A 24412-nucleotide genomic window follows, 5' to 3' on the forward strand; every position below is an offset into this window, starting at 1 on the left:
GTTAAGCAAATGAAAAATTCACACCAAGCTATATTTTTTTCGACTAGCTGGATGGCATTAGAAAGGTCGAAGCAGCAGACCTTGAGTCGAACGTAACCACGCTCCGCGCCGCATGCCGACAGTCGCCGACCCACGACGCACGACACACCCTCCGCCCGATCGCCCGCCCGGCATCAGAAGACGGCGCCTCCGCGGTCTCCGCTCAGCCCGACGCGCGCTCCGGATACAGGCGCTTGGCCGCGTTGCGCAGCGCCAGCAGGACGCGTTCGGCGCCGGGCGGCAGCATGTAGTCGCGGCGGCGGATGATGCCGAACGACTCCATCCGCACCCCCAGCGCGATCGGCAGCACGGTCAGCAGCTTGGCCTGCACGTACGGCGCCACCGCGTCGGCCGGCAGCGCCGCCAGCAGGTCGCTGCCGCGCAACAGGCTGGTCATCACCGGCAACGACGAGGTCTCGATGACGTTCTGCGGGGGCAGCACGCCGTGCTCCATGAACATCGCGTCCAGCCGCGCGCGCAGCACGCTGTCCACCGGTGGCAGCACCCAGCCGTAGCGCGCCAGATCGGCATGGCGCAGGTCGGTGCGCGCCGACAGCGGATGCCCGGCGCGCGCCACCACCGAATGCGGTTCGTCGGCCAGCGGCTCGAACTCCAGTTCGTCGCCGCCGTACGGGCCGAGGATGCGGCCGATGACGATGTCGAGTTGGCCGTCCAGCAGCTTGGCCACCAGCGGCCGGCTGTAGTCCATTTCCACCCGTACCAGGATGCCGGGGAACTCGCGCTTGACCTCGGCGATCGCCTGCGGCACCAGGTTGGTGCCCGGATTGACCACGGTGCCTATCGAGACCTGGCCCATGCGCCCCTCGCGCAGCGCCGCGATCTCCTCCTGCGCGCGACCGATCTCCGACATCGCCGAACGCGCGCGGCGGATCAGCACCTGCCCGTACCAGGTCGGCTCCACCCCGCGCGCATGCCGCTCGAACAGCTTGACCCCAAGCAGATCCTCCATTTCCGCCAGCAGCTTGGACGCCGCCGGCTGGGTCATGCTCGCCGCCTCGGCCGCACGCAGCACCGAGCGGTGCTCGTGCAACTGCAGCAGCAGCAACAGATGCCGGGTCTTGAGGCGGGCGGCGTTGAACCAGGGATTGGCGGCAGCGGTCATAAACGGAAAGCGTCCTGAGCGAGAAGATGCGTATTCACCACCGGAATAGCATATGTCTAAAATTTCATTTGCCGAGCATATCTTCGCGCGCGCAGGCTATCGGCCAGTCGCGACTCCGGCCGCGACGCCGTCCCACCGCCACACCCGCCTCGTGAAGGCGCCGGCGCACCGCGCCAGCGTCGATGAGCAGGACGATCCGCCAGCGCACCGGTCGATGGCGTCCGCCCGTTCGTCGCCAACGGGACGGTCGCTCACCTGCGCGCCACTGCGGCCGCGCGATGACGACGTCGCAGTGGACGCCTTTCGCTCCACGCACGTTGCCAGGTAAGCCGATGTCCGCCGTCTCCCCGTTCCAGTTTCCCCTGATCGCGATCCTGCGCGGCCTCACCCCCGACGACGCGCTGGACCATGTCGGCGCGCTGGCCGAGGCCGGTTACGACGCGATCGAGATCCCGCTCAACTCGCCGCGCTGGGCCGACAGCATCGGCGCGGCGGTGCAGGCGTTCGGCCAGCGTTGCTGGATCGGCGGCGGCACCGTGCTGAAGATCGCCGACGTCGACACCCTCGCAGATCTCGGCGCGCGCTTCATCGTCACCCCGAACACGCGGCCGCCGGTGATCCGCCATGCGGTCGCGCGCGGCCTGCAGGTGGTGGCCGGCTTCGCCACCGCCAGCGAAGCCTTCGACGCGCTCGACGCCGGCGCGCAGATGCTCAAGCTGTTCCCGGCCGCCACCTACGGCCCCGGCCACCTGCGCGCGTTGCGCGCGGTGCTGCCGCCGACGGTGCCGCTGTTCGTGGTCGGCGGAGTCAACACCGACACGCTGCGCGACTACCTGGCCGCCGGCGCGATCGGCGCCGGCATCGGCGGCGAACTGTACCGGCCCGGGCAGGCGCTGGCGCAGACCCAGGCGCAGGCCGCCGCCTTCCGCCAAGCCTACTTGGACCACGCATGAAGATCGTTCGCCTCACCACCTATCACGCCGCGCCGCGCTGGCTGTTCCTGAAGATCGAAACCGACGAAGGCATCACCGGCTGGGGCGAACCGGTGATCGAGGGCCGCGCGCGCAGCGTCGACGCCGCGGTGCACGAGCTGAGCGGCTATCTGATCGGCAAGGATCCGTCGCGGATCAACGACATCTGGCAACTGCTGTACCGCAGCGGCTTCTACCGCGGCGGCCCGATCCTGATGAGCGCCATCGCCGGCATCGACCAGGCGCTGTGGGACATCAAGGGCAAGGCGCTGGGCGTGCCGGTGTACGAACTGCTCGGCGGGCTGGTGCGCGACCGCATGAAGACCTATCGCTGGGTCGGCGGCGACCGCCCGTCGGCGACCATCGCGCAGATCCAGGGCTACCGCGAGCTGGGCTTCGACACCTTCAAGTTCAACGGCACTGAGGAAATGAAGCTGATCGACGGGCCGCGCGCGGTGGACGCCGCAGTGGCCAAGGTCGCGCAGATCCGCGAGGCGTTCGGCACCAGCATCGACTTCGGCATCGATTTCCACGGCCGCGTCGCCGCGCCGATGGCGCGCGTGCTGCTGCGCGAACTGGAGCCGTTCAAGCCGTTGTTCGTCGAGGAACCGGTGCTGCCGGAACTGGCCGAATACTATCCGCGCCTGGCCGCGTCCACGCCGATCCCGCTTGCGGCCGGCGAACGCATGTTCTCGCGCTTCGACTTCAAGCCGGTGCTGCAGGCCGGCGGCCTGTCGCTGCTGCAGCCGGACCTGTCGCATGCCGGCGGCATCACCGAATGCCTGAAGATCGCCAGCATGGCCGACGCCTACGACGTCGGCCTGGCCCCGCACTGCCCGCTCGGCCCGGTCGCGCTGGCGGCCTGCCTGCAGGTCGATTTCGTCTCGCACAACGCGGTGCTGCAGGAACAGAGCATCGGCATCCACTACAACGAAGGCGCCGACCTGCTCGACTACGTGATCAACAAGGAAGACTTCGCCTGCGACGACAGCGGCAGCATCGCCGCACTGCCCAAGCCCGGCCTGGGCGTGGAAATCGACGAGGAGCGCCTGCGCCATGCCAACGAAAATCCGCCCGACTGGCACAATCCGGTCTGGCGCCACGCCGACGGCAGCATCGCCGAATGGTGAGTGAGTCCATGAACGCTACGTCCTCCCCCGCCCACACCGCCACGCTGGCGGTGGACAGCCGCTGTACCCACGGCGAAGGCGTGGTCTGGTGCGAACGCCGGCAAGCGCTGTTCTGGGTCGACATCGACGGACGCCAGCTGTGGCGCCACGACCCGGCCAGCGGCGCCACGCGGCACTGGGCCCTGCCTGATCGCCCCGGCTGCCTGGGCCTGTTCGACGACGGCCGCCTGCTGCTGGCGCTGGCCAAGGGCGTGTACGCCGCCGATCCCGATGCCAGCGCCGCCGACGCGAGCGACCTGCCGCTGCACAAGCTCGCCGACCTGGAACCGGAGCGCGACGACACCCGCGCCAACGACGGCCGCGCCGACCGCCACGGCAACTTCGTGTTCGGCACCATGAGCGAGCGCGCCGACCAGGCCCCGGTCGGCAGCTTCTACCAGTGGTCCGCGCGCCACGGCCTGCGCCGCCTGCCGCTGCCCGGCGTGGCGATCCCCAACGCGATCTGCTTCAGCGCCGACGGTCGCACCCTGTACTACTGCGACTCGGTGCGCCCACAGATCCTGTGCTGCGACTACGACGCCGCCAGCGCGCAGACCGGCAACAGCCGCGTGTTCGCCGAACTCGACCACCCCGGCGCCGAACCCGACGGTGCCATCGTCGATGCCGAAGGCCACCTGTGGAACGCGCAATGGCGCGCCTGGCGCGTGGTCCGCTACCGGCCCGACGGCAGCGTCGAACGCAGCGTCGCGCTGCCGGTCAAGCATCCCACCTGCCCGGCGCTGGGCGGCGCCGACGGCCGCACTCTGTACCTGAGCACCTCGCGCATGGACCACGCCGACGACGAACTGTTGAGCACGCCGCAGGCCGGCGGCCTGTTCGTCGCCGCGGTCGGCGTCGCCGGCCTGCCCGAAGGACGTATCGCCAGCGCATGATCGCCATCGATTGGGGTACCAGCAGCCTGCGCGGCTACCGGCTCGCAGCCGATGGCCGCGTGCTCGAGCAACGCCGCAGCGACCAGGGCATCGGCGCCTGCCAGGGCCGCTTCGCCGCGACCCTGGCGGCGCTGATCGACGGCTGGCCCGGCGACGTGGTGCTGTGCGGCATGATCGGCAGCCGCAACGGCTGGATCGAACTGCCCTACGCGCCCTGCCCGGCCGACGCCGACGCGCTGGCCGCGGCGATGCAGCCGCTGCACGACCCGGCCTTGCCCGGGCGCACGCTGTGGTTCGTGCCCGGCGTGGCCAGCAGCGCCGAGGCGGTGCCGGACGTGATGCGCGGTGAGGAGACCCAGCTGATCGGGCTGCTCGACGTGCTCGCGCAGGACGCACCGGGCGCAGCCGGCCACAGCGTGTGCCTGCCCGGCACCCACAGCAAATGGGTCGATCTGCAACACGGCCGCATCGCCGCCCTGGCCACGATGATGACCGGCGAGCTGTACGCGCTGCTGCGCCAGCACAGCCTGTTGGCGCGATTGATGGATGCCGACGACGGGCATTTCGACGAGACCGGCTTCGACGCCGGCCTGCAGCGCAGCGGCGAGTCCGGCGGCCTGCTGCACCACCTGTTCGGCGTGCGCAGCCTGGGCCTGTTCGAGCGGCTGAGCGCGGCCGCCGCGCCGTCCTACCTGTCCGGCCTGCTGATCGGCCACGAACTGCGCGCGCGCCTGCCGCTGGCGCCGAGCGTGCACCTGATCGGCGGCAGCGGCCTGCTGAACCGCTACGCGCATGCGCTGCGCGCGCTGGGCAGCGCGGTCCACAGCCATCCGGAAGACCTCGCCGCACGCGGCCTGTACCGCCTGGCGCAACGCCACGGCGGTATCGGCGACTGATCCCCGCACGCCCCCGGCGCCACCTACAAGCCGTGCCGCACGGCCTGCCGGCCGCGGCGCGGCGGGACCCGCGCCGCCACCGCCACCACGCGTTCTCCACGCACCGGCGCCGACTGCTTTAGAATTGCGCGCTTAACCGCCGGATCGAACCATGCCTTTTGTCGTCACCGAAAACTGCATCAAGTGCAAATACACCGACTGCGTGGAAGTGTGTCCCGTGGATTGTTTCCACGTGGGTCCCAATTTCATGGTGATCGATCCGGACGAGTGCATCGACTGCACCCTGTGCGAGCCGGAGTGCCCGGCCAACGCGATCTATCCCGAGGACGACGTGCCGGCCGGTCAGGAAGGCTTCGTCGCGCTCAACGCGGAGCTGGCCAAGGCCTGGCCGGTGCTGACCACGCGCCAGGAACCGCTGCCCGACGCCGCCGAGTGGGACGGCAAGCCGAACAAGCTGCCGCTGCTGCTGAAGTAGCCGTTGAGGCAGAGCGGTTGTTGTAGGAGCGGCTTCAGCCGCGACAGGCTCCATCGGTAACGCCTGTCGCGGCTGAAGCCGCTGCTACAAGGGTTTCCTGGAACCGCGCCAGCATCCTCTCCAAAACGAAACGGGCGCCCTGCGGCGCCCGTCTCTGTTTATCGCAACAGCCGGCGCGAACGCCGGCCAGCGGCGCCGGCTCAATGGCCGAGCTTGGCCTTCAGCGCCGCGATCAGCTTGACCGGGGCATCGCCGTTGGCCGGCATGCCGCGCGGATCGACCGCCGACACGTACACGCCGGCATCCACCGCCACCACGCGGACCAGGAAGTTGCTGCCCTCGTAGGCCACGTCGTAGGAGCCCAGCACCTGCGCACGGCTGGCGATGGTGACGCCCTCGATGCCGCCCAGCGCGTCGCCGACCTGGCCGAACACCTGATCGCGCGCGCCCGGCACCACGAAACCGCTGTTCGACGCCGCCGGCGCCTGGCCCGGCGCGCTGCTGGCTCCGGGGCGCTGCGTGGCCGAGGCCAGTGCCGGCACCTTCATCGCCGCCGAGGTGTCCGGCGCGGTCAGATCCGGCGGCACTTCCAGCGGACGCGCTTCGGGAGCCAGCGCATAGTCGCCGCGCGGCTTGCCCTTGTGGAACCAGCTGCAACCGCTGGTGGCCGCGACCATGGTGGTCGCCAGCACGGCGGCCGACAGCACGCGGACGTAGGGAACGGAAGCACGCATCGATAAATCTCCTGAGGGTCAGGCCGCGAGCGTTTCGCGGCTGGATAGTTCTTCCAACGCGGCTGCGTCGGTGGCGAGACGGTCGGCCGTGGCGTGGTGCGCCGCGGACAGCGGCAGCAGCGGCAGCCGCAGCCCCTGGCCGATACCGGCGCGCTGCAGCAGCGCCTTGACCGGGATCGGGTTGGATTCGATGCCGCAGAAGGCGTGGAACGGCTGCAGGCGCGCGTCCCAGGCCTGCGCCGGCTCGGCCTGGCGCGCGCGCGCCAGGTCGCACAGGCGGCGGTAGGCGGCCGGCAAGGCGTTGGAGGCGACCGAGATCAGCCCGTCGTAGCCGCCGAGCATGGCCTGCGCGGCGCTGCCGTCGTCGCCGCTGAGCACGGCGAAGCCGTCGCTGCGCAACGCCAGCAGCGCGGCGATGCGCTGCGGGTCGCTGCTGGCTTCCTTGATGCCGACGATCTGCGGATGCTGCGCCAGCTGCGCCACCGTCTCCGGCAGCAGATCGCAGCCGGTGCGTCCGGGCACGTTGTACAGCACCACCGGCAGGCCGCCCTGCTCGGCCACCTGCAGGTAGTGCGCGAGCAGGCCGGCCTGGGTCGGGCGCACGTACGGCGGCGTCACCACCAGCGCGTACTGCGCGCCGTTGGCCGCGGCGCGGCGGGTCAGCGCGACGGTCTTGGCGGTGCCGGACAGGCCGGTGCCGGCCAGCAGCGGCACGCGCCCGCCGAGCGCCTGCGCCGCCTCGCGCAGGATCAGGTCGTACTCTTCGTCCAGCAGGGTGGCGGCCTCGCCGGTCGATCCCGCCACCACCACGCCCTGCACGCCGCCGTCCAGCTGCCGTTTGAGCAGCCGCTGCCAGGCGTCGAGGTCGAGGTCGCCATTGCCCTGGAAGGGCGTGGCCAGGGCGGTGATGATGCCGGAGAGGGACAAGATGCCTGATGCTCGCTGTGTAGGTAGAAAGGGCCGCGTGCGGCCTGCACGGACGTCGATTCGTCCCGCATGTTACTTGCGGCCCGAAAGCGCGGGCAAGTATGCTGCATACTGCACCGAGCGACCGCCCGGACGCCGTTCAGCCTTACGCAATCCTACGCAATGCCGGAAGCCCCTTTGACAGACACCACGCCCCGGCCCGCGCCGACCGAAAACCACCTCCTGATCAACGCCTATACGACGCATCCGGAGTCGCCGCTGTTGCCGGTGACGCGCCGTATCGCCGACAGCGGCTGCAATCTCGTCGATGCGCGCCTGGCCACGGTCGGCCGCGACGTGTCGGTGACCGCGCTGGCGACCGGCTCGTGGGACGCGGTGGCCAAGCTCGAAGCCATGCTGACCCGGCTCGACCGCGAGGAAGGCATGAAGCTGGTGTGGTACCGCACCGGCGCCAAGCAGGCGCAGTCCAACCTGCTGCCCTACATCGTCGAGGTCATCGCCGCCGACAAGCCGGGCATCCTGTTCCAGCTGGCGGACTTCTTCGACCGCCAGGGCATCACCATCGAGAACCTGCAGAGCACCCGCTACCGCGCGATGCAGACCGGCGCGGAGATGTTCTCGGCGCAGGTGACGATCGGGGTGCCGGCGAACATGCACATCGCCGCGCTGCGCGACGATTTCCTCGAGTTCTGCGACCACCTGAACCTGGACGCGATCATGGACCCGATGAAGTTCTGATCCGCGCTGGACATCGACGCAGTGGAACGCAGATGATGGCGATGCACGCGGAGGACACCCCATGAAGGACGGCGACACCCTGGACCGCACCACGCTGGCATTGCCGCTGGCGTTGTCCGGCGGCGCCAGCGCCACGCTCGGCGATTACGCCGGCCGCTGGCTGGTGCTGTATTTCTATCCGAAGGACAGCACCCCCGGCTGCACCACCGAGGGCATCGACTTCAACGCGCTGCTGCCGCAGTTCGAGCAGGCCAACGCCGCCGTGCTCGGCGTCTCGCGCGATTCGCTGAAGTCGCACGACAACTTCTGCGCCAAGCAGGGATTCCGCTTCCCGCTGGTCAGCGACGCCGACGAGGCCCTGTGCCGCGCGTTCGACGTGATCAAGGAAAAGAACATGTATGGCCGCCAGGTGCTCGGCATCGAGCGCAGCACCTTTCTGATCTCGCCTTCGGGCCGGCTGCTGCGCAGCTGGCGCAAGGTCAAGGTACCCGGCCACGCCCAGGCCGTGTTCGACGCACTGCAGGCCGCCGCCCAGCAGTGATCATTCGCGTTTCCCGCACGTCGCATCACCCTGCCCCGCGCAGGCGGTGATGGTCTTTCCCTGTCCCATTCCCAGGAATCCACGATGACCCGAGGCAAGCGCATCTACGTGCTGGATACCAACGTGCTGATGCACGACCCGACCGCGCTGTTCAAGTTCGAGGAGCACGACGTGTTCCTGCCGATGCAGGTGATCGAGGAGCTGGACAACGCCAAGAAGGGCATGTCCGAAGTCAGCCGCAACGCGCGCCAGGTCAGCCGTTTCCTCAACGAGCTGATCGAGGGCGCCGGCGCCGAGCAGATCGAGTCGGGCATCCCGCTCAGCCATCCGCAGGGCATCCAACTCAAGAGCAGCGGCAGCATCGGCCGGCTGTACTTCCAGACCCGCCCGGTCGAGCCCGGGCGCAGCTTCGGCACCGTGGCGCCGGACAACAAGATCCTGGCCGCGGTGCTGGCGCTGCGCGAGGACGGCCCGGAAACGCCGGTGATCCTGGTGTCCAAGGACATCAACCTGCGAATCAAGGCGGCGATCAGCGGCCTGAGCGCCGAAGACTACGAGAACGACCGCGCGCTCGACGATTTCAGCCTGCTGTATACCGGCGCGATCGAGCTGCCGGAGGATTTCTGGCAGAAGCACAACCAGGACCTGCGCAGCTGGAGCGACCGCGGCCGCACCTGCTACGAGATCGCGCTGGCCGACGACGAGGACTGGCATCCGAACCAGTACCTGTACCTGCCCGGCGACGACGAAGTGGAACTGCGCGTGGTCAAGGTCAGCGGCGAGCGCAAGGCGACGCTGGCGCTGGTCGACGATTTCCGCAGCGGCCAGCACGCGGTGTGGGGCATCGCCGCGCGCAACCGCGAGCAGAACTTCGCGCTCAACGCGCTGATGGACCCGGAGATCGACTTCGTCACCCTGCTCGGCACCGCCGGCACCGGCAAGACCCTGCTGGCGCTGGCGGCGGGCCTGGCGCAGACCATGGACCAGCAGCGCTATCGCGAGATCATCATGACCCGCGCCACGGTCAGCGTCGGCGAGGACATCGGTTTCCTGCCCGGCACCGAGGAAGAGAAGATGACGCCGTGGATGGGCGCGCTGACCGACAACCTGGAAGTGCTGACCCACAACCAGGAAGGCGGCGCCTGGGGCCGCGCGGCGACCAACGACTTGCTCGCCAGCCGAATCAAGATCCGCTCGATGAACTTCATGCGCGGACGCACCTTCCTGTCGCGCTACCTGATCCTGGACGAAGCGCAGAACCTGACCCCGAAGCAGATGAAGACGCTGATCACCCGTGCCGGTCCCGGGACCAAGATCGTGTGCCTGGGCAACGTCGAGCAGATCGACACGCCGTACCTGACCGAGACCACCTCGGGCCTGACCTATGCGGTGGACCGGTTCAAGGCCTGGCCGCACAGCGCGCACGTCACCCTGCGCCGCGGCGAGCGCTCGCGCCTGGCCGACTACGCCTCGGAGGTGCTGTGAACGCCGCCAGCGCACGCCGCCTCGGCGGCGCCGCGCTGGCCCTGGCCCTGCTCGGCGCGTGTACCACCACGCGCGGGCCGGCCAGCGTGCCGACCGCGATCAAGGCCGGTCAGTCGTGGATCGTCACCCGCAACAGCACCGCCGCGCAGGTGCTCGACACCTGTTCGCGCGACAGCCCGGCGCGCCACGACGGCGCGGTGAGCGGCTACTGGGCGCCGAGCGTGGAGCAGATCGCGCAGCTGGAAACGCGGCTGGCGCAACTGCAGCCCGCGATCGCCGATCCAGGCAGCTACGACCGCCAGTACGTCGGCATCCTCTACCGCGGCAAGCAGGCGATCTACGTCAACGCATTCAAGCCGCGCGACGACAGCGAGCTGGATCCCAGCGTCGATGCGGTGCGCGTGTGCGGTGGCGGCGGCAGCTTCTGGGGCGCGGTGTTCGATCCGGCCAGCGGCACGTTCTCCGAGATCGCCGTCAACGGCGCGAAATAGGCCGCGGCGCATGCGCCGGCCGCCCTCGCCCAGCCCGTCGCGCGCCGCGCGGCGGCGCCGCCGCGGCGCATGAACTTCGAACTGCCGCGCTGGGCCTGGGCGTTCGCCGGCGCGCTGGCCTGCGTCGCCGGCATGGTCAACGTGGTCGGCTACCTGGGCTTCGAACACCAGGCGGTGACCCACCTGACCGGCACCACCACCCTGCTCGGCGCGGCGCTGGCCGATGGCGACCTGCGCGTGATCGGCAATCTGCTGGGCGTGGTGCTGGCTTTCCTCGGCGGCGCCGTGCTCAGCGGCATCGTGGTGCAGGACAGCCGGCTGCGCCTGGGCCGCCGCTACGGCGTGGCGCTTGCCTTGGAAGCATTGCTGCTGCTGGCGGCGATGCAGGCGTTCAAGCAGCAACAACTGCTCGGTGCGCTGTTGGCGGCCAGCGCCTGCGGCCTGCAGAACGCGATGACCACCACCTACAGCGGCGCGGTGGTGCGCACCACCCACCTGACCGGCATGTTCACCGACCTGGGCATCGGCCTGGGCCAGGCCTTGCGCGGCCTGCCGCTGCCGCGGCGGCGCATCCGCCTGAGCCTGCTGATCATCGGCGGCTTCCTGCTCGGCGGCGTGCTCGGCGCCTGGGCCTACCGCCATGTCGGCTTCGATGCGCTGCTGGCGCCGGCGCTGCTGACCGGCGTGGTCGGCACCATCTACGCGCTGCAGGCGCACTACCGCCGCCAACAGCGCTGAGTCCGCGGTCGCCAAGCCGCGGCAGGCGCTGCACAATCGGCGCATGAGCGAACCCACCGTCGTATCCGCACTGAGCATCGCCGGCACCGACTCGGGCGGCGGCGCCGGCATCCAGGCCGACCTGAAGACCTTCGCCGCGCATCGCGTGCACGGGCTGTCGGCGATCGCCGCGCTGACCGCACAGCACACCCGCGGGGTCAGTGCCGTGCACGTGCCGCCGCTGGCGTTCCTGCGCGCGCAGATCGACGCCTGCTTCGCCGATTTCGACATCGGCGCGGTCAAGCTCGGCATGCTCGCCAACGCCGCGGTGATTCACCTGGTGGCCGATGCATTGGAGGAATACCGCCCGCCGTTCGTGGTGCTGGACCCGGTGATGGTCGCGACCAGCGGCGCCAAGCTGCTCGAAGACGACGCGCTCGATGCGCTGCGCCGTCGCCTGCTGCCGCTGGCGACACTAGTCACCCCGAACACCCCGGAAGCGCAACTGCTGCTGGGCCGTGCGATCGAGAACGCCGACGATGCCGAGCACGCCACCGCCGCGCTGCTCGAGGCCGGCGCGCAGGCGGTGCTGCTCAAGGGCGGCCACCTGGACGAAGGCCATCGGGTCATCGACCGCTACGACGACGGCGTCAGCCGCAGCGAATTCAGTCATGCGCGGCTGCCGCTGCAGGCGCACGGCACCGGCTGCACCCTCGCCTCGGCGATCGCCGCGCAGCTGTGCCAGGGACTGGCGCTGCCGGTGGCCTGCGAGGCGGCGATCGACTATGTCGCCCGTGCGCTGCAGGGCGGCTACCGTCCCGGCCGCAGCGAGGTGCTGGTGCTGGACCACTTCGGCGCCGCGCGCCACGCATGAGCACGCACGCGCTGGCGAGCGCGGCGCTGCCGACCGGTGCCGGCGACGGTCACCGCTGGACGCTGCTCGCACGCATCCCTGCGGCGCCGCGCCAGGCGCTGCTGTGGCTGCCCGCGCTCGGCGTGGCCGCGCGCCACTACCTGCCGTTCGCCGAAGCGCTGGCCGCGCAGGGCGTGGCGGTGTTCCTGCACGAATGGCGCGGCAACGGCAGCAGCACGCTGCGCCCGTCGCGCACGCAGGACTGGGGCTACCGGCAACTGCTGTGCGAGGACCTGCCGGCCAGCCACGCCGCGATCGCGCGGCACAGCGCGCTGCCGCCGGCCATCGGCGGCCACAGCCTCGGCGGGCAGATCGCCTGCTGCTACGCCGCGCTGCATCCGCAGGCCTTCGCCCAGCTGTGGCTGGTCGCCAGCGGCACGCCGTACTGGCGCCATTTCGCCGCGCCGCGCCGGTATCTGTTGCCGCTGGCATACCGCTTCCTGCCGTGGCTGGCGCAGCGCCAGGGCGTGCTGCATGGGCGCAGGCTCGGCTTCGGCGGGACCGAAGCGCGCTCGCTGATCGCGGACTGGGCGCGGGTGGGCCTGAGCGACCGCTATGCGGCCGCAGGCATGGCGGCGGACCTGGAAACGCTGCTGGCGCAGTTGAGCGCACCGGTGCGCGGCGTGCTGCTGCAGGACGACTGGATGGCGCCGCAAACCTCGCTGCGCGCCCTGCTGCGCAAAATGGCGCCGCGCACGCTCGATCTGCGCTCGCTGGATGCGGCGCAGCTCGGCACCGCGGCCGACCATTTCGCCTGGATGAAGCGGCCGGCGGCCGTGGCCCAGGCCCTGCTCGGCAGCGCAGACTGAATTTTTTCCGCGAAGGGCATTGACGGGTCCGGACGACTCGGTAATAATTCCGCTCCTGACGACGCGCCCGTAGCTCAGTTGGATAGAGTACCTGGCTACGAACCAGGCGGTCGGGAGTTCGAATCTCTCCGGGCGCACCAGTCAGATAAAAAACGACAAACTCGGTTTGTCGTTTTTTTTTGCGTGTTCGCCAGCCATTTGCAGGCATGCGAGCGCAATGTTGCGCGCAGCCAGACGGCGCTTTTGCACATCGGCGCACGCCGCTGTAGACGAATCGGCAGAACTCGGGAATAATCCCGCGCCTGACGACGCGCCCGTAGCTCAGTTGGATAGAGTACCTGGCTACGAACCAGGCGGTCGGGAGTTCGAATCTCTCCGGGCGCACCAGTCAGATGAAAAACGACAAGCCTGCGCTTGTCGTTTTTTTTGCCCTTCCGTTTGCCTCTGCCCGCGCCGCAAGCGCGCGCTTACGCGGCGACCTTACCGCCGATGTCGGGCGCCTGCGCCGCCACGGCGCCGCCCAGTTCGATCACCGCATAGCCAGCCGCACGCCACGCATCCAGCCCGCCACGCAGCGGCACCACGTCCTCGTAGTGACGCTGGCGCAGGCGCGTGGCCAGCACCGCCGCCGACACCTCGTTCGGACAGGCGCAGTAGATGACGATCTTGCGATCGCGCGGCAACGCCGCGACGATGGCGTCGATGCGCCGATCGTCCACCTCCAGCGCACCAGGAATCGCGAACGGCTCGATCGCCCGATAGCCCGGCGCGCGGATGTCCAGCAGCACCGGCACCGCCTCGCCCTGCATCAGCGCGTACAGTTCGTCGACGTCGATGCGCAACGTCTCCATCGACTTCAGCAGCGCATGCCGGCGCCACGCGCGATAGCCGATATAGAGCACGAGCAGGCCCGCCAGCAGCAGCACCGCGCGCGTACCGAGCAGGCTCAGCCAGTCGAGCACGTCCTGCACCTGGTCGGCGAACGCCAGGCCCAGCAGCAGCCCGCAACCGGCCCACAGCGCCGCGCCCAGCGCGTCGTAGCGCAGGAACGCGCCCGGCCGCACCCGCATCGCCCCGGCCATCGGCACCGATACCATCGACAGGCCGGGCACGAACTTGGCCACCGCCAGCACGCGCACGCCCCAGCGCGTGTAGAAGCGCTCGGTCTGCTTCATGCAGGTATCGCGCGACAGCGACAGGCGGCACAGCGACTGTAGCGTGCGGTTGCCGTAGCGGCGGCCGGCGCCGAACCAGACCAGGTCGCCGATCAGGCTGGCCACGATCGACACCGACAACGCGGCCAGCAGGCTGCTCCACACCGCGCTGCCGTCGAGCAGCGCATAGGTCGCACCGACCAGGATCAGGGTCGGCAGGGCCGGCACCGGCAGCCCCAGCGACAACGCCAGCACGTTGACGAAGACCAGGCCCAGGCCGTAACGCGCGATCAGTTCCTGCATGGCCGTGCCTGCGCCTGGAAAAAGGGGATGCGCCATTATCCTCCCGGTATCGCCAGCCGGTGCGGGCAATGGCGCACCACCAGCGGAACAGACCCGCCCACGCTCAGTCCAATCGCGCCTGTAGCCGCGCCAGCCACGCCTCGAACACCCCGGACTGGCGCATGCGCGCGCGCCACCAGGCCAGCGCCGCGCCCTCCTCGCCGCTGCGCCACGCCAACTGGAACACCTCGTCCGGCTTCGGCTCCTCGACCTGCTTGCGCAGCAGCGCGCCGCGCGCCAGCGCCGCCCGCGCGTAGGGTTCGGGCAGGAAACCGAAGCCCAGCCCGGCCACCTGCAGCAGGTACTTGCTGCGCATGTCCGGCACGGTCAACGCGTCCTGGCCGAACAGCAGCCCGACCGTGCGCGGCAGCAGCCGCCGCGCCGAATCGGCGACCGCGATCGCGCGATGCTCGGCCAACTGACTGCGGCCCAGCGGCTCGGCTTCCTGCGCCAGCGGATGGGTGGGCGCGACCACGAACACGAACGGCAGCGTGCCGAACGCTTCGGCCACATAGCCGCCACCGCTGGGCCCCTCCCCGGCCGCGCCGACCAGCAGGTCCACGCGCCGGTCCAGCAGCGCCTCCCAGGTGCCGGACAGCGATTCCTGCACGATCCGCAGCCGGGTCCGGTCGGCGACCGCGTAAAACGCGGCGATGTGCTCGGCCAGACAGTCCGGCGCGAACACCGAATCCACGCCCAGCGCGAACTCGGTCTCCCAGCCGGAGGCGACACGGCGTACCCGCAGCTCCAGATCGCCGGCCGCGCGCAGCAGGTGCCGACCCTCGCGCAGCAACTCGGCCCCGGCCGCGGTGAGCGCCACCTTCGGCCCCAGGCGGTCGAACAGCTGCACGCCCAGGTCTTCCTCCAGCTTGGCCACCGTGTAGGAAATCGTGGACGGCACCTTGTACAGCGCCTTGCCGGCCGCCGAGAACGAGCCGCGGCGGTCGATGGCGTCGATGATCTGCAGCGCGTCGAGGCTGATCTTGAGCATTCGAATTTTTCGATGATAGGCCCCGAATCTATCCGTTTTTCAAACCCGGCAACAGTGCGGATACTTGTCCTCACCGCAAGGCAGCCACGAAATCAAGCAGATATCGCCGCCGCTCTGCCTATCGACCCACTTGCACATACCGCCACTACCAGGAGCTTTCCATGTTGCAGATCCGCACCAGCGATACCCGTGGCCGCGCCGAGCACGGGTGGCTGTCCTCGCGCCACACCTTCTCCTTCGGCCACTACCACGATCCGCGCCACATGGGCTTCGGGCCGCTGCGGGTGATCAACGAAGACCGGGTGCAGCCGGGCCAGGGCTTCGGCACCCATGCGCACCGCGACATGGAGATCCTTTCCTACGTGCTCGACGGCGCGCTGGAGCACAAGGACAGCATGGGCAACGGTTCGGTGCTGCGCTACGGCGACGTGCAGCGCATGAGCGCCGGCTCCGGGGTCACCCACAGCGAGTTCAACCACTCCGCCAGCGAACCGGTGCACTTCCTGCAGATCTGGCTGATGCCGGAACGCGCCGGGATCGAACCCGGCTACGAGGAAAAGCACTTCGCCCCGGAGACCAAGCGCAGCCAGCTGCGCCTGATCGCCGCGCCGCAGGGCGAGGACGGCGCGGTGCGGATCCACCAGGATGCGCGCATCTACGCGGCGATCCTGGACGGCGCCGAGCGCGTCGACTACGCGCTGGCGAACGGACGCGGTGCCTACGTGCAGGTCATCCGCGGTTCGCTGACGGTCAACGGCCAGGCGCTGCAGGCCGGCGACGCGGCGCAGACCGTCGACGAGGCCGAGCTGCACTTCGCCGATGCGCAGGACACGGAATTCCTGTTGTTCGACCTGCCGCGCTGAGCCGCTGCGCCAGCCCGAGCGCTGCCGCAGCGCGGGCAGCGCTCGAAGAACCCGCCCGATGGCGGGTTCTTCGCGTTGGCGCAATGCACTCGCACATTCGCGATGCGGCATCGGCTGTTCACTCCCCCAATGCCTCTGCGCCGCACATCCCCGGCGCCACCACACGCGGAAGCGGCGCCGTGCGGCGCGCTCCTCACGCCTCTCTCGGAATGCCATGACGCGTCCTGCACGGTACCCGCGTCAATGCTTGCGCTCTTTCCCCACGCCGGCACGCCGGCCGAGAGCCCTCCCCCGATGCGACACCCCGCCAGCGCCGTCTACGCCACTCCCTCGCGCATCCGCCAAGGACGCCCCTTTCCCCGCGGCGCCGTGTTCGATGGCCAGGGCACCAACTTCGCCCTGTTTTCGGCGCACGCCACGCGCGTCGAGCTATGCCTATTCGACGAATCCGGCACGGAAACGCGGCTGGACCTTCCCGAGTACACCAACGAGATCTGGCACGGCTACCTGCCCGACGCCAAGCCCGGCCAGCGCTACGGCTATCGCGTGCATGGCCCGTATGCACCCAGCGAGGGCCATCGCTTCAATCCCAACAAGCTGCTGCTCGATCCCTATGCCCGCGAAATCGAGGGCGACCTGGTCTGGGCCGACGAACTCTATGGCTACACCGTCGGCCACCCGGATGGCGACCTCAGCTTCGACGAACGCGACAGCGCGCCGTTCATGCCCAAGTGCGTGGTGGTCGAGGACACCTACGACTGGGGCGACGACGCCCGGCTGCTGACCCCGTGGAGCGACACCCTGGTGTACGAGACGCACGTGCGCGGCTACACCATGCGCCACCCGCAGGTGCCGCAGGAGCTGCGTGGCACCTGTGCCGGACTGGCGCAGGAACCGGTGCTGCGCTACATCAAGGAGCTGGGCGTCAGCGCGGTGGAACTGCTGCCGGTGCACGCCTATCTCGACGACCAGCACCTGCTCGACAAGGGCCTGCGCAACTACTGGGGCTACAACACCCTGGGCTTCTTTGCGATCAAGTCGCGCTATCTGGCCAGCGGCCATCGCGACGAGTTCCGCGACATGGTCAAGGCCATGCACCGCCAGGGCCTGGAGGTCATCCTCGACGTGGTCTACAACCACACCGCCGAAGGCAGCGAACTCGGTCCGACCCTCTCGTTCCGCGGCATCGACAACGCCAGCTACTACCGCCTGGCCGAGGACAAGCGCTACTACATCAACGATACCGGCACCGGCAACACCTTGAACCTGAGCAACTCGCGGGTGATCCAGTTCGTCAACGACTCGCTGCGCTACTGGGCCGGCGAAATGCACGTGGACGGCTTCCGCTTCGACCTGGCCACCATCCTCGGCCGCGAACCCACCGGCTTCGATCAGCGCGGCGGCTTCCTGGATGCATGCAACCAGGATCCGCTGCTGTCGGAAGTGAAACTGATCGCCGAGCCGTGGGACTGCGGCCCGGGCGGCTACCAGGTCGGGCACTTTCCGCCGGGCTGGTCGGAGTGGAACGACAAGTTCCGCGACAATGCCCGTGCCTTCTGGAAGGGCGACGACGGCATGCTGGCCGAGTTCGCGACCCGCTTCACCGGCTCGGCCGACCTGTTCGATCGCCGCGGTCGCCGCCCGTGGGCCTCGGTCAACTTCATCACCGCGCACGACGGCTTCACCCTGCGCGACCTGGTCAGCTACAACGAAAAGCACAATGAGGCCAACGGCGAAGACAACCGCGACGGCTCCAACAACGACGGTTCCTGCAACTACGGCGCGGAAGGCGCCAGCGACGACGCCGAGATCCTGCAGCTCCGCGAGCGGCAGAGCAAGAACCTGCTGGCCACGCTGCTGCTGGCGCAAGGCACGCCGATGCTGCTCGCCGGCGACGAGCGCGCGCAGACCCAGGGCGGCAACAACAACACCTATTGCCAGGACAACGAGATCACCTGGCTCGACTGGGACAACGACCTCAGCGAGGGCCGGCTGACCGCCTTCGTGAAGGCGCTGAGCGCATTGCGCAAGCGCTACCCGATCCTGACCCGCGGGCGCTTCCTCAACGGCCAGTACAACGAAGAGGCCGGCCTGCGCGATCTCACCTGGCTCAATCCCGGCGGCACGGAGATGGAGGACGCGCATTGGACCGATGCCGGCGCGCGTTCGGTCGGCTTGCTGCTGGAAGGCAAGGCACAGACCTCCGGGGTCAAGGAACTGGCCAACGACGACACCTTGCTGATCGTCATCAACGCCTACCACGAAGGGGTTAACTTCACCCTGCCCTCGTCGGAGGAGGAACTGCACTGGAAGCTGGTGCTTTCCACCGACGACGCATTGCAGATCGACAGCATGCCCGCAGGCGCCAGCGAATTCCTGGCACCGCCGCGCAGCGTCAGCGTGTTCGAGTGCCAGACACCGTAGTTGCTTGAACTGAGGCGACGCTTTGGCCGGAAGCGGCAGGCTGGCCATCGCATGCGATGTGGTGCGGCCCGATAGACCGCAGCCTGCGTGCAGGCTGCGGTCCAAGGCCGATAAAGAAGGGAAGAGCAGCAAATGGACCATCGCCAGCCTTGTCCAAGGCTGGCGGACTGCAAGGCAACCGTTCACGCATCCCGTCATCGCTGGCGACCAACTCTGCCTGCCGAAATACTCGCAAACCGTATCCGGGCAAGTGTTTGCGATCCCAAGCTTCGCCTCAGATTTAGACACGCTCGATGCGCCACAGGCAGCGCCCATTCTTTTCGCCTTGGACGCTGGATGCCCCCATGAACGGCGCATAGTCCAAATTTACCAAAATGGTAATTTTGGAAGTAGACTCGACCCTATCCCGTCCTCCGGTCCGCCCCCATGGAACTTCCCCTGGACTTCCCCGATCTGGAAAAAGCCCCGGCCAGCGACATCAAGACCAAAGGCTGGCCCGGACTGATGCGCAAGGTCCGTGCGAACGGCGCCATCGTGGTCACCAACCACAACTACCCCGAAGCGGTGGTGGTGGACGCGGAGGAATACCGCCGGCTGGTGGTCGAAGCGAGCGCAGCATCCACGGCCATTGCCCGCACCCAGTCGCTCAAGGCGCTGCAGACGAAATTCGACGAGCACCTGGCCTCATTGAAGGACGGCAGCGGCTTGAGCCGGGCACTGGACCGCCCCGCCCGACGCGGCAAGAAAATCACTCTGGGCAAATCCCTGTAAGCGGTGGGCAGGATCCTGGTCCTGGCCGGCGTCAACGGCGCCGGCAAGAGTTCGCTGCTGGGTGCGATGCTGCAAGAGGATCAGGCGACCTGGTTCAATCCGGATTCCTTCACCCGAGCGCTGACCGAACAAGGATGGCCGCTCGAGGAAGCCAATGCCCAGGCCTGGCATGAAAGCAAGCGGCGACTGGAGTGCGCCCTTGCCGAAGGCACGGACTACGCGTTCGAGACCACGCTCGGCGCGAACACGATCCCCGCATTGATTCGCCAAGCTTGCGCGCGGCACGAGGTGACGATCTGGTTCTGCGGCCTGGCGAGCGTGGAGCTTCACCTGCAGCGCGTGGCCGCCCGGGTGGCGCGTGGCGGGCACGACATTGCGGAAGCCAAGATTCGCCAGCGCTACGACGCCTCCCGCGCCAACCTGATCGCGCTGATTCCCCATTTGAGCACCCTGCACGTCTACGACAACAGCAGCCCTGCGGACGCGGATGGCCAAGTCGCTCCCCTGCTGGTGCTGGAAATGGACAAGTCCGGCATCCACTGCCCGCTCACCGCCGAGGAATTCGAGCAAGTGCCGGAATGGGCAAAGCCGATCGTGATGGCAGCCCTCGACGCGCGTGCACCTTCAATGCCGCAGCCACCCTGATCGTCAAACACCTGCAGGCGAACAGTGCAGTCGCGCCACAACTTCGCATCGCCTCGGGCGCTCGAACTTTCCAGGAGCTAAACCGGCGCGTTCGACTGCGCCAAACCTTCACTCGCGGCATACCGCGCTGCGCGCAGCTTGGCGATGCCCGCTCAAGGGCGCTCACTTACTCGCGGAGTCAACGATGGACAAGAATCGCACCGAAGGCGCAAAGAATCAGGTCAAGGGCAGCGTCAAGGAAGTCGTCGGCAAGGTCACCGGCAACAAGCTGAAGGAAGTCGAAGGCAAACTGCAGAAGGGTGCCGGCAAGGTCCAGAGCGCAGTCGGCAAGGCGCGCGACAACGCCCGCAGCTGAAGAGCGATGCAACGCCTCCCGGATCTTGCAAGGAGTTGGACGCAAGTCTTTTGATCGAGGGCCTTCGAGGCGCGTTTTGGCTGGATCCCAAGCAGACGGTTTCGAATACGGCAGCAAGGGTCAAGCCATCGGCGCTTCGTCGAGTCCCGCAGCCATGCAATCAAACAGGGACTTGCAGTGATGGCTTGGGCGTGGCCGGGGTGGAGGATCGTCCCCAAACGCCCGATGCTGTGCCATCGATCAGCAAACAGGCACAGATCGCTGTTATCGCTGATTTCGACGGTCAGAAACGGCATCCGCTCCCGCTGGTTGCAGCTATGAATGCAAGCCCCAGGACCGACTTTCCCTGAGGCGCCTCAAGCCTCATCCATCCCCGCTTGGTCCTGCCAGCGCGATGGCTGCGGAGGCAGCAAGCACGCATCGCCCTGCGGCAACAGCAGTGCGCAACAGATCGCAACGTGGCCGACAGCAGCACGCAGCCACGTGCCTATCGCCGAAGCTCTGGACTTTGTATTGCATTTGCAGACATTGACCCGAAGCGCGGCGGCCGCAGCGGCCCGAATGCGCAAACGGACGTAGTAGCGGCCAGTCTCGCCGCGGGTGAGGTAGTGCGCTACTCGCATGGAAGTGTCCAAGCGAGTGTCCAAGGCGCGGGAAAAGAAAAACGCCCACAAATCGTTGATTTGCGGGCGGTTTCTTGACAATGGCGGAGTGAGAGGGATTCGAACCCTCGATAGAGCTTTTGACCCTATACTCCCTTAGCAGGGGAGCCCCTTCAGCCGCTCGGGCATCACTCCGGATCTAGACGCTGCGGATATTCCGCGACCGGGCGCGAAGGATAACGGTTTGTAGGGTCTCAGGTAAACCCTTTCGACGCATCAATCGGAAGATTGATCGCCATGGCCGCCGCCATGCGAGGTCGGCTCGTCGCCGCGCTGGATGCGCTGATAGATTTCTTCGCGGTGCACGGCGACATCCTTCGGCGCGGTGATACCGATGCGCACTTGATTGCCCTTGACCCCAAGCACCGTCACGGTGACCGAATCGCCGATCATCAAGGTTTCGCCTACCCGGCGAGTCAGGATCAACATTTTTAAAATTCTCCAGGGAACCGGTGATTCCCACCGGTACGGCATCCCGAGCCGGGACGCCCCATCACGAAAGGGAAAAGAAGATCGATGTTAAGGGAAGCCGCGCCCTGCCAGCAAGGCGGCGCGAGTTCGTGTTCAGGGGAGATGTTGCTTGACCCAGTCGGGTACGCCCTCGAGCGCAAGGGCAAGGGCGGGCCCGTCCTCGCCACCACCCTGGGCGAGGTCCGGGCGGCCGCCGCCCTTGCCCGAGATCTGACCGGCGATATGGCTCAGCAGTTCCCCGGCCTTGACCCGGCCCATTGGGCTGCCGTTCACCCCGGCGACCAAGGCCGCCTTGCCCTCGCTGGCGCCGGCCAGCACGATCACGCTGTCGCCCAACTGCTGCTTCAGGCGGTCGATCGCCTCGCGCAAGGCCTTGGCGTCGAAGCCTTCCAGGCGCACAGCGAGTACCTTCACCCCGGCCACCTCGACCGCGGCGGCGGCCAGGTCGGCGGTGGCGCCGGACGCCAGCTTGGCCTTCAGCGCCTCCAGCTCGCGCTCCAGGCGCTTGTGCTTGTCGCCCAGCTGGCGAATCTTCTCGACCACGTCGCCGGCGCTGCCGCCGACCAGTTCGGCCGCCTCGTGCAGCTTGGCCTCTTCGGCCGCTACATGGTCCAGGGCGCCCTGCCCGGTCACCGCCTCGATCCGGCGCACGCCGGCCGACACGCCGCCCTCGCTGGTGATCTTGAACAGGCCGATGTCGCCGGTGCGCGCCACATGCGTGCCGCCGCACAGCTCGGTGGAGTAGTCGCCCATCTTCAGCACGCGCACGCGTTCGCCGTACTTCTCGCCGAACAGCGCCATCGCGCCGAAGTCCAGCGCTTCCTGCATGCCCATGTGGTGCACTTCGACCGCATGGTTGGCACGTACCTGCGCGTTGACCTTGCGCTCGACCACCGCCAGCTCCTCGGCGCTCATCGGCTGGAAGTGCGAGAAATCGAAGCGCAGCCGGTCCGGCGCGACCAGCGAACCCTTCTGCTGCACGTGAGTGCCGAGCACCTCGCGCAACGCGGCGTGCAGCAGGTGCGTGGCGGAATGGTTGAGGATGGTGGCGCCGCGGCGGTCGCTGTCGACCTGCGCCGACAGCGTGGCGCCGACCTGCAGGCGGCCGCTGCGCAACTGGCCGACATGGCCATGGAACTGGCCGGCGAACTTCTGCGTCTCCTCGACCTGGAACAGCACGCCGTCCGCGCTCAACTGGCCCAGGTCGCCGACCTGGCCGCCGGATTCGGCATAGAACGGGGTGCGATCGAGCAGCACGATCGCCGCATCGCCGGCCTCGACCGACTCGACCGGGCGCCCATCCTTCAACAACGCGACCACCTTCAGCGCATCGGCCTGCAGCGCGTCGTAGCCCAGGAACACCGTGGGGACCAGTTGCGCAACCAGGTCCGCCGGCAGCGTGGTACCGCCGCCGAACTTGCCGGCCGCGCGCGCGGTCTCGCGCTGGCGCTCCATCGCGCTTTCGAAGCCGGCCATGTCCACCTCCATGCCGCGCTCGCGGGCGATGTCGGCGGTGAGATCGACCGGGAAGCCATAGGTGTCGTACAGGCGGAACGCGTCCGTGCCGGGGATCGTGCCGCTGGCGCGGGCGGCGATCTCGTCGAAGATCTTCATGCCCGAATCCAGGGTCTCGGCAAAACGCTCCTCTTCGGCTTGCAGCGCCCGCTGCACGGTGGACAGCGCCGCCGGCAGTTCCGGATAGGCTTCGCCCATCAGCTCGGACAGGGTGGCCGCCATCTTGTGGAAGAACGGCTCGCGCACGCCGAGCATCCAGCCATGGCGCAGGGCGCGGCGGATGATCCGGCGCAGCACGTAGCCGCGGCCTTCGTTGGACGGCAGCACGCCATCAACGATCAGGAACGAGCAGGCGCGGATATGGTCGGCGATCACGCGCAGCGACTTGTTCTCCAGGTCGGCCATGCCGGTCAGCTCGGAGGCATGACGGATCAGCGTCTGGAACAGGTCGATCTCGTAGTTGCTGTGCACGTGCTGCAGGATCGCGGCCAGGCGCTCCAGACCCATGCCGGTATCCACGCACGGCGCCGGCAGCGGCACCAGGGTGCCGTCGGGCTGGCGGTCGAACTGCATGAACACCAGGTTCCAGATCTCGATGAAGCGGTCGCCGTCCTCGTCCGGCGAGCCCGGAGGACCGCCGGCGATATGCGCGCCATGGTCGTAGAAGATCTCGGTGCACGGGCCGCAGGGACCGGTGTCGGCCATCTGCCAGAAGTTGTCCGAGGCGTACGGCGCGCCCTTGTTGTCGCCGATGCGCACGATCCGCTCCGGCGGCACCCCGATCATGTCGCGCCACAGCTCGTAGGCCTGCTCGTCGGTGTGGTAGACGGTGACCAGCAGGCGTTCGGCGGGCAGCTTCCAGACCTGGGTCAGCAGTTCCCAGGCCCAGGCGATGGCCTCTTTCTTGAAGTAGTCGCCGAACGACCAGTTGCCCAGCATTTCGAAGAAGGTGTGATGGCGCGCGGTATAGCCGACCGCATCCAGGTCGTTGTGCTTGCCGCCGGCGCGCAGGCAGCGCTGCACGTCGGCCGCGCGCACATAGCTGCGCTTCTCGGCGCCGAGGAACACGTCCTTGAACTGCACCATGCCGGAATTGGTGAACAACAGCGTCGGATCGTTACCCGGCACCAGCGGCGCGGACGGCACGATGGTGTGGCCCTTCCCGTTGAAGAACTCGAGGAAGTCGCTGCGGATCTGGGAGGTGGAGAATTTGGCGGGTGCGTTCATGGGCTGGCTATAGACGAGCGGACGGGTTTCCGGGCGTACCCCCTCAAGATAAGGGCGTGCGGAAACCGGAC

24 protein-coding genes and 3 tRNA genes are annotated in these 24412 nt (G+C 68.3%); 19 read left to right on the forward strand and 8 right to left on the reverse strand.

Annotated features, from left to right (window positions below; all coding sequences use genetic code 11):
• Positions 1-202 precede the first annotated feature (202 nt).
• Positions 203-1162, reverse strand: coding sequence for a LysR substrate-binding domain-containing protein (locus HEP73_RS12640; protein WP_185813043.1), 960 nt, complete (start codon positions 1160-1162; stop codon positions 203-205).
• Positions 1163-1494: 332 nt separating this feature from the next.
• Here HEP73_RS12640 and HEP73_RS12645 point away from each other — a divergent pair, with 332 nt between their 5' ends.
• The 5 genes from HEP73_RS12645 to fdxA all read left to right on the forward strand — a co-directional run bounded on the left by HEP73_RS12645 (position 1495) and on the right by fdxA (position 5566).
• Positions 1495-2115: a 2-dehydro-3-deoxy-6-phosphogalactonate aldolase gene (locus HEP73_RS12645; RefSeq protein WP_185813044.1), complete on the forward strand. Its 621-nt coding sequence runs from the start codon at positions 1495-1497 to the stop codon at positions 2113-2115.
• Positions 2112-3263 carry a galactonate dehydratase gene (dgoD, locus tag HEP73_RS12650; protein ID WP_185813045.1) on the forward strand — a complete coding sequence of 384 codons (1152 nt, stop codon included), beginning with the start codon at positions 2112-2114 and terminating at the stop codon, positions 3261-3263. The genes HEP73_RS12645 and dgoD overlap by 4 nt, the downstream gene beginning before the upstream one ends.
• Positions 3264-3271: 8 nt before the next feature.
• Positions 3272-4195 carry an SMP-30/gluconolactonase/LRE family protein gene (locus tag HEP73_RS12655; RefSeq protein WP_185820267.1) on the forward strand — a complete coding sequence of 308 codons (924 nt, stop codon included), beginning with the start codon at positions 3272-3274 and terminating at the stop codon, positions 4193-4195.
• A complete protein-coding gene (locus HEP73_RS12660; protein ID WP_185820268.1) occupies positions 4192-5091 on the forward strand; it encodes a 2-dehydro-3-deoxygalactonokinase in 900 nt (299 codons plus the stop codon). The genes HEP73_RS12655 and HEP73_RS12660 overlap by 4 nt, the downstream gene beginning before the upstream one ends.
• Before the next feature lie 151 nt (positions 5092-5242).
• Positions 5243-5566 carry a ferredoxin FdxA gene (gene fdxA, locus HEP73_RS12665; RefSeq protein WP_003475089.1) on the forward strand — a complete coding sequence of 108 codons (324 nt, stop codon included), beginning with the start codon at positions 5243-5245 and terminating at the stop codon, positions 5564-5566.
• Between the two features lie 200 nt (positions 5567-5766).
• Here fdxA and HEP73_RS12670 read toward each other — a convergent pair whose 3' ends face one another.
• Positions 5767-6300, reverse strand: coding sequence for a hypothetical protein (locus tag HEP73_RS12670; protein ID WP_185813048.1), 534 nt, complete (start codon positions 6298-6300; stop codon positions 5767-5769).
• Between the two features lie 18 nt (positions 6301-6318).
• The gene (dapA, locus tag HEP73_RS12675; protein ID WP_185820269.1) at positions 6319-7227 is read right to left on the reverse strand and encodes a 4-hydroxy-tetrahydrodipicolinate synthase; all 909 of its coding nucleotides are present in this window, start codon (positions 7225-7227) and stop codon (positions 6319-6321) included.
• Positions 7228-7389: 162 nt separating this feature from the next.
• On the opposite strand from dapA, the gene HEP73_RS12680 reads away from it, so the two are divergent.
• From HEP73_RS12680 to HEP73_RS12720, 9 genes are all read left to right on the forward strand, one after another.
• The gene (locus HEP73_RS12680; protein ID WP_003475101.1) at positions 7390-7965 is read left to right on the forward strand and encodes a glycine cleavage system transcriptional repressor; all 576 of its coding nucleotides are present in this window, start codon (positions 7390-7392) and stop codon (positions 7963-7965) included.
• Between the two features lie 61 nt (positions 7966-8026).
• The gene (locus HEP73_RS12685; protein WP_009604221.1) at positions 8027-8506 is read left to right on the forward strand and encodes a peroxiredoxin; all 480 of its coding nucleotides are present in this window, start codon (positions 8027-8029) and stop codon (positions 8504-8506) included.
• Positions 8507-8590: 84 nt separating this feature from the next.
• On the forward strand, positions 8591-9991 hold the full coding sequence (locus HEP73_RS12690; RefSeq protein ID WP_185813050.1) for a PhoH family protein: 1401 nt from the start codon (positions 8591-8593) through the stop codon (positions 9989-9991).
• Complete coding sequence (locus HEP73_RS12695) at positions 9988-10482, forward strand: hypothetical protein (protein WP_185820270.1); 495 nt, start codon at positions 9988-9990, stop codon at positions 10480-10482. The genes HEP73_RS12690 and HEP73_RS12695 overlap by 4 nt, the downstream gene beginning before the upstream one ends.
• A gap of 69 nt (positions 10483-10551) precedes the next feature.
• The gene (locus HEP73_RS12700) at positions 10552-11220 is read left to right on the forward strand and encodes a YoaK family protein (protein ID WP_185813052.1); all 669 of its coding nucleotides are present in this window, start codon (positions 10552-10554) and stop codon (positions 11218-11220) included.
• Positions 11221-11263: 43 nt separating this feature from the next.
• Entirely contained in the window at positions 11264-12073 is an 810-nt protein-coding gene (gene thiD / locus HEP73_RS12705; protein ID WP_185813053.1) for a bifunctional hydroxymethylpyrimidine kinase/phosphomethylpyrimidine kinase, read from the forward strand.
• Positions 12070-12921 (forward strand): alpha/beta hydrolase family protein, encoded by an 852-nt coding sequence (locus tag HEP73_RS12710; RefSeq protein WP_185820271.1) that lies wholly within the window; start codon positions 12070-12072, stop codon positions 12919-12921. Before thiD ends, HEP73_RS12710 begins: the two co-directional genes overlap by 4 nt.
• A 63-nt stretch (positions 12922-12984) precedes the next feature.
• Positions 12985-13061, forward strand: a tRNA-Arg gene (locus HEP73_RS12715).
• A 170-nt stretch (positions 13062-13231) separates the two neighbouring features.
• A tRNA-Arg gene (locus tag HEP73_RS12720) sits at positions 13232-13308 on the forward strand.
• Between the two features lie 80 nt (positions 13309-13388).
• On the opposite strand, the gene HEP73_RS12725 is transcribed toward HEP73_RS12720, so the two are convergent.
• Positions 13389-14378 (reverse strand): DedA family protein/thiosulfate sulfurtransferase GlpE, encoded by a 990-nt coding sequence (locus HEP73_RS12725; protein ID WP_185820272.1) that lies wholly within the window; start codon positions 14376-14378, stop codon positions 13389-13391.
• Positions 14379-14481: 103 nt separating this feature from the next.
• Positions 14482-15408, reverse strand: a complete 927-nt coding sequence (locus tag HEP73_RS12730) for a LysR substrate-binding domain-containing protein (protein WP_185820273.1) — start codon at positions 15406-15408, stop codon at positions 14482-14484.
• Between the two features lie 161 nt (positions 15409-15569).
• On the opposite strand from HEP73_RS12730, the gene HEP73_RS12735 reads away from it, so the two are divergent.
• The 5 genes from HEP73_RS12735 to HEP73_RS12755 all read left to right on the forward strand — a co-directional run bounded on the left by HEP73_RS12735 (position 15570) and on the right by HEP73_RS12755 (position 20466).
• Positions 15570-16271 carry a pirin family protein gene (locus tag HEP73_RS12735; protein WP_185820274.1) on the forward strand — a complete coding sequence of 234 codons (702 nt, stop codon included), beginning with the start codon at positions 15570-15572 and terminating at the stop codon, positions 16269-16271.
• A gap of 294 nt (positions 16272-16565) precedes the next feature.
• Positions 16566-18695: a glycogen debranching protein GlgX gene (gene glgX, locus HEP73_RS12740; protein WP_185820275.1), complete on the forward strand. Its 2130-nt coding sequence runs from the start codon at positions 16566-16568 to the stop codon at positions 18693-18695.
• Positions 18696-19121: 426 nt separating this feature from the next.
• Complete coding sequence (locus tag HEP73_RS12745; RefSeq protein ID WP_185820276.1) at positions 19122-19466, forward strand: type II toxin-antitoxin system prevent-host-death family antitoxin; 345 nt, start codon at positions 19122-19124, stop codon at positions 19464-19466.
• 3 nt (positions 19467-19469) lie between these two features.
• Positions 19470-20111: an AAA family ATPase gene (locus tag HEP73_RS12750; protein WP_185820277.1), complete on the forward strand. Its 642-nt coding sequence runs from the start codon at positions 19470-19472 to the stop codon at positions 20109-20111.
• A 184-nt stretch (positions 20112-20295) separates the two neighbouring features.
• Positions 20296-20466 carry a CsbD family protein gene (locus HEP73_RS12755; protein WP_185813061.1) on the forward strand — a complete coding sequence of 57 codons (171 nt, stop codon included), beginning with the start codon at positions 20296-20298 and terminating at the stop codon, positions 20464-20466.
• A gap of 704 nt (positions 20467-21170) precedes the next feature.
• Here the strand turns inward: HEP73_RS12755 and HEP73_RS12760 are convergent.
• The 3 genes from HEP73_RS12760 to alaS form a co-directional block, all read right to left on the reverse strand.
• A tRNA-Ser gene (locus HEP73_RS12760) sits at positions 21171-21263 on the reverse strand.
• Between the two features lie 81 nt (positions 21264-21344).
• Positions 21345-21557 carry a carbon storage regulator CsrA gene (gene csrA / locus HEP73_RS12765; RefSeq protein WP_145700275.1) on the reverse strand — a complete coding sequence of 71 codons (213 nt, stop codon included), beginning with the start codon at positions 21555-21557 and terminating at the stop codon, positions 21345-21347.
• 135 nt (positions 21558-21692) lie between these two features.
• Positions 21693-24341 (reverse strand): alanine--tRNA ligase, encoded by a 2649-nt coding sequence (gene alaS, locus HEP73_RS12770; RefSeq protein WP_185820278.1) that lies wholly within the window; start codon positions 24339-24341, stop codon positions 21693-21695.
• Positions 24342-24412: the final 71 nt, after the last annotated feature.

The organism is Xanthomonas sp. GW (assembly GCF_014236815.1).
Taxonomy (GTDB): domain Bacteria; phylum Pseudomonadota; class Gammaproteobacteria; order Xanthomonadales; family Xanthomonadaceae; genus Xanthomonas_A.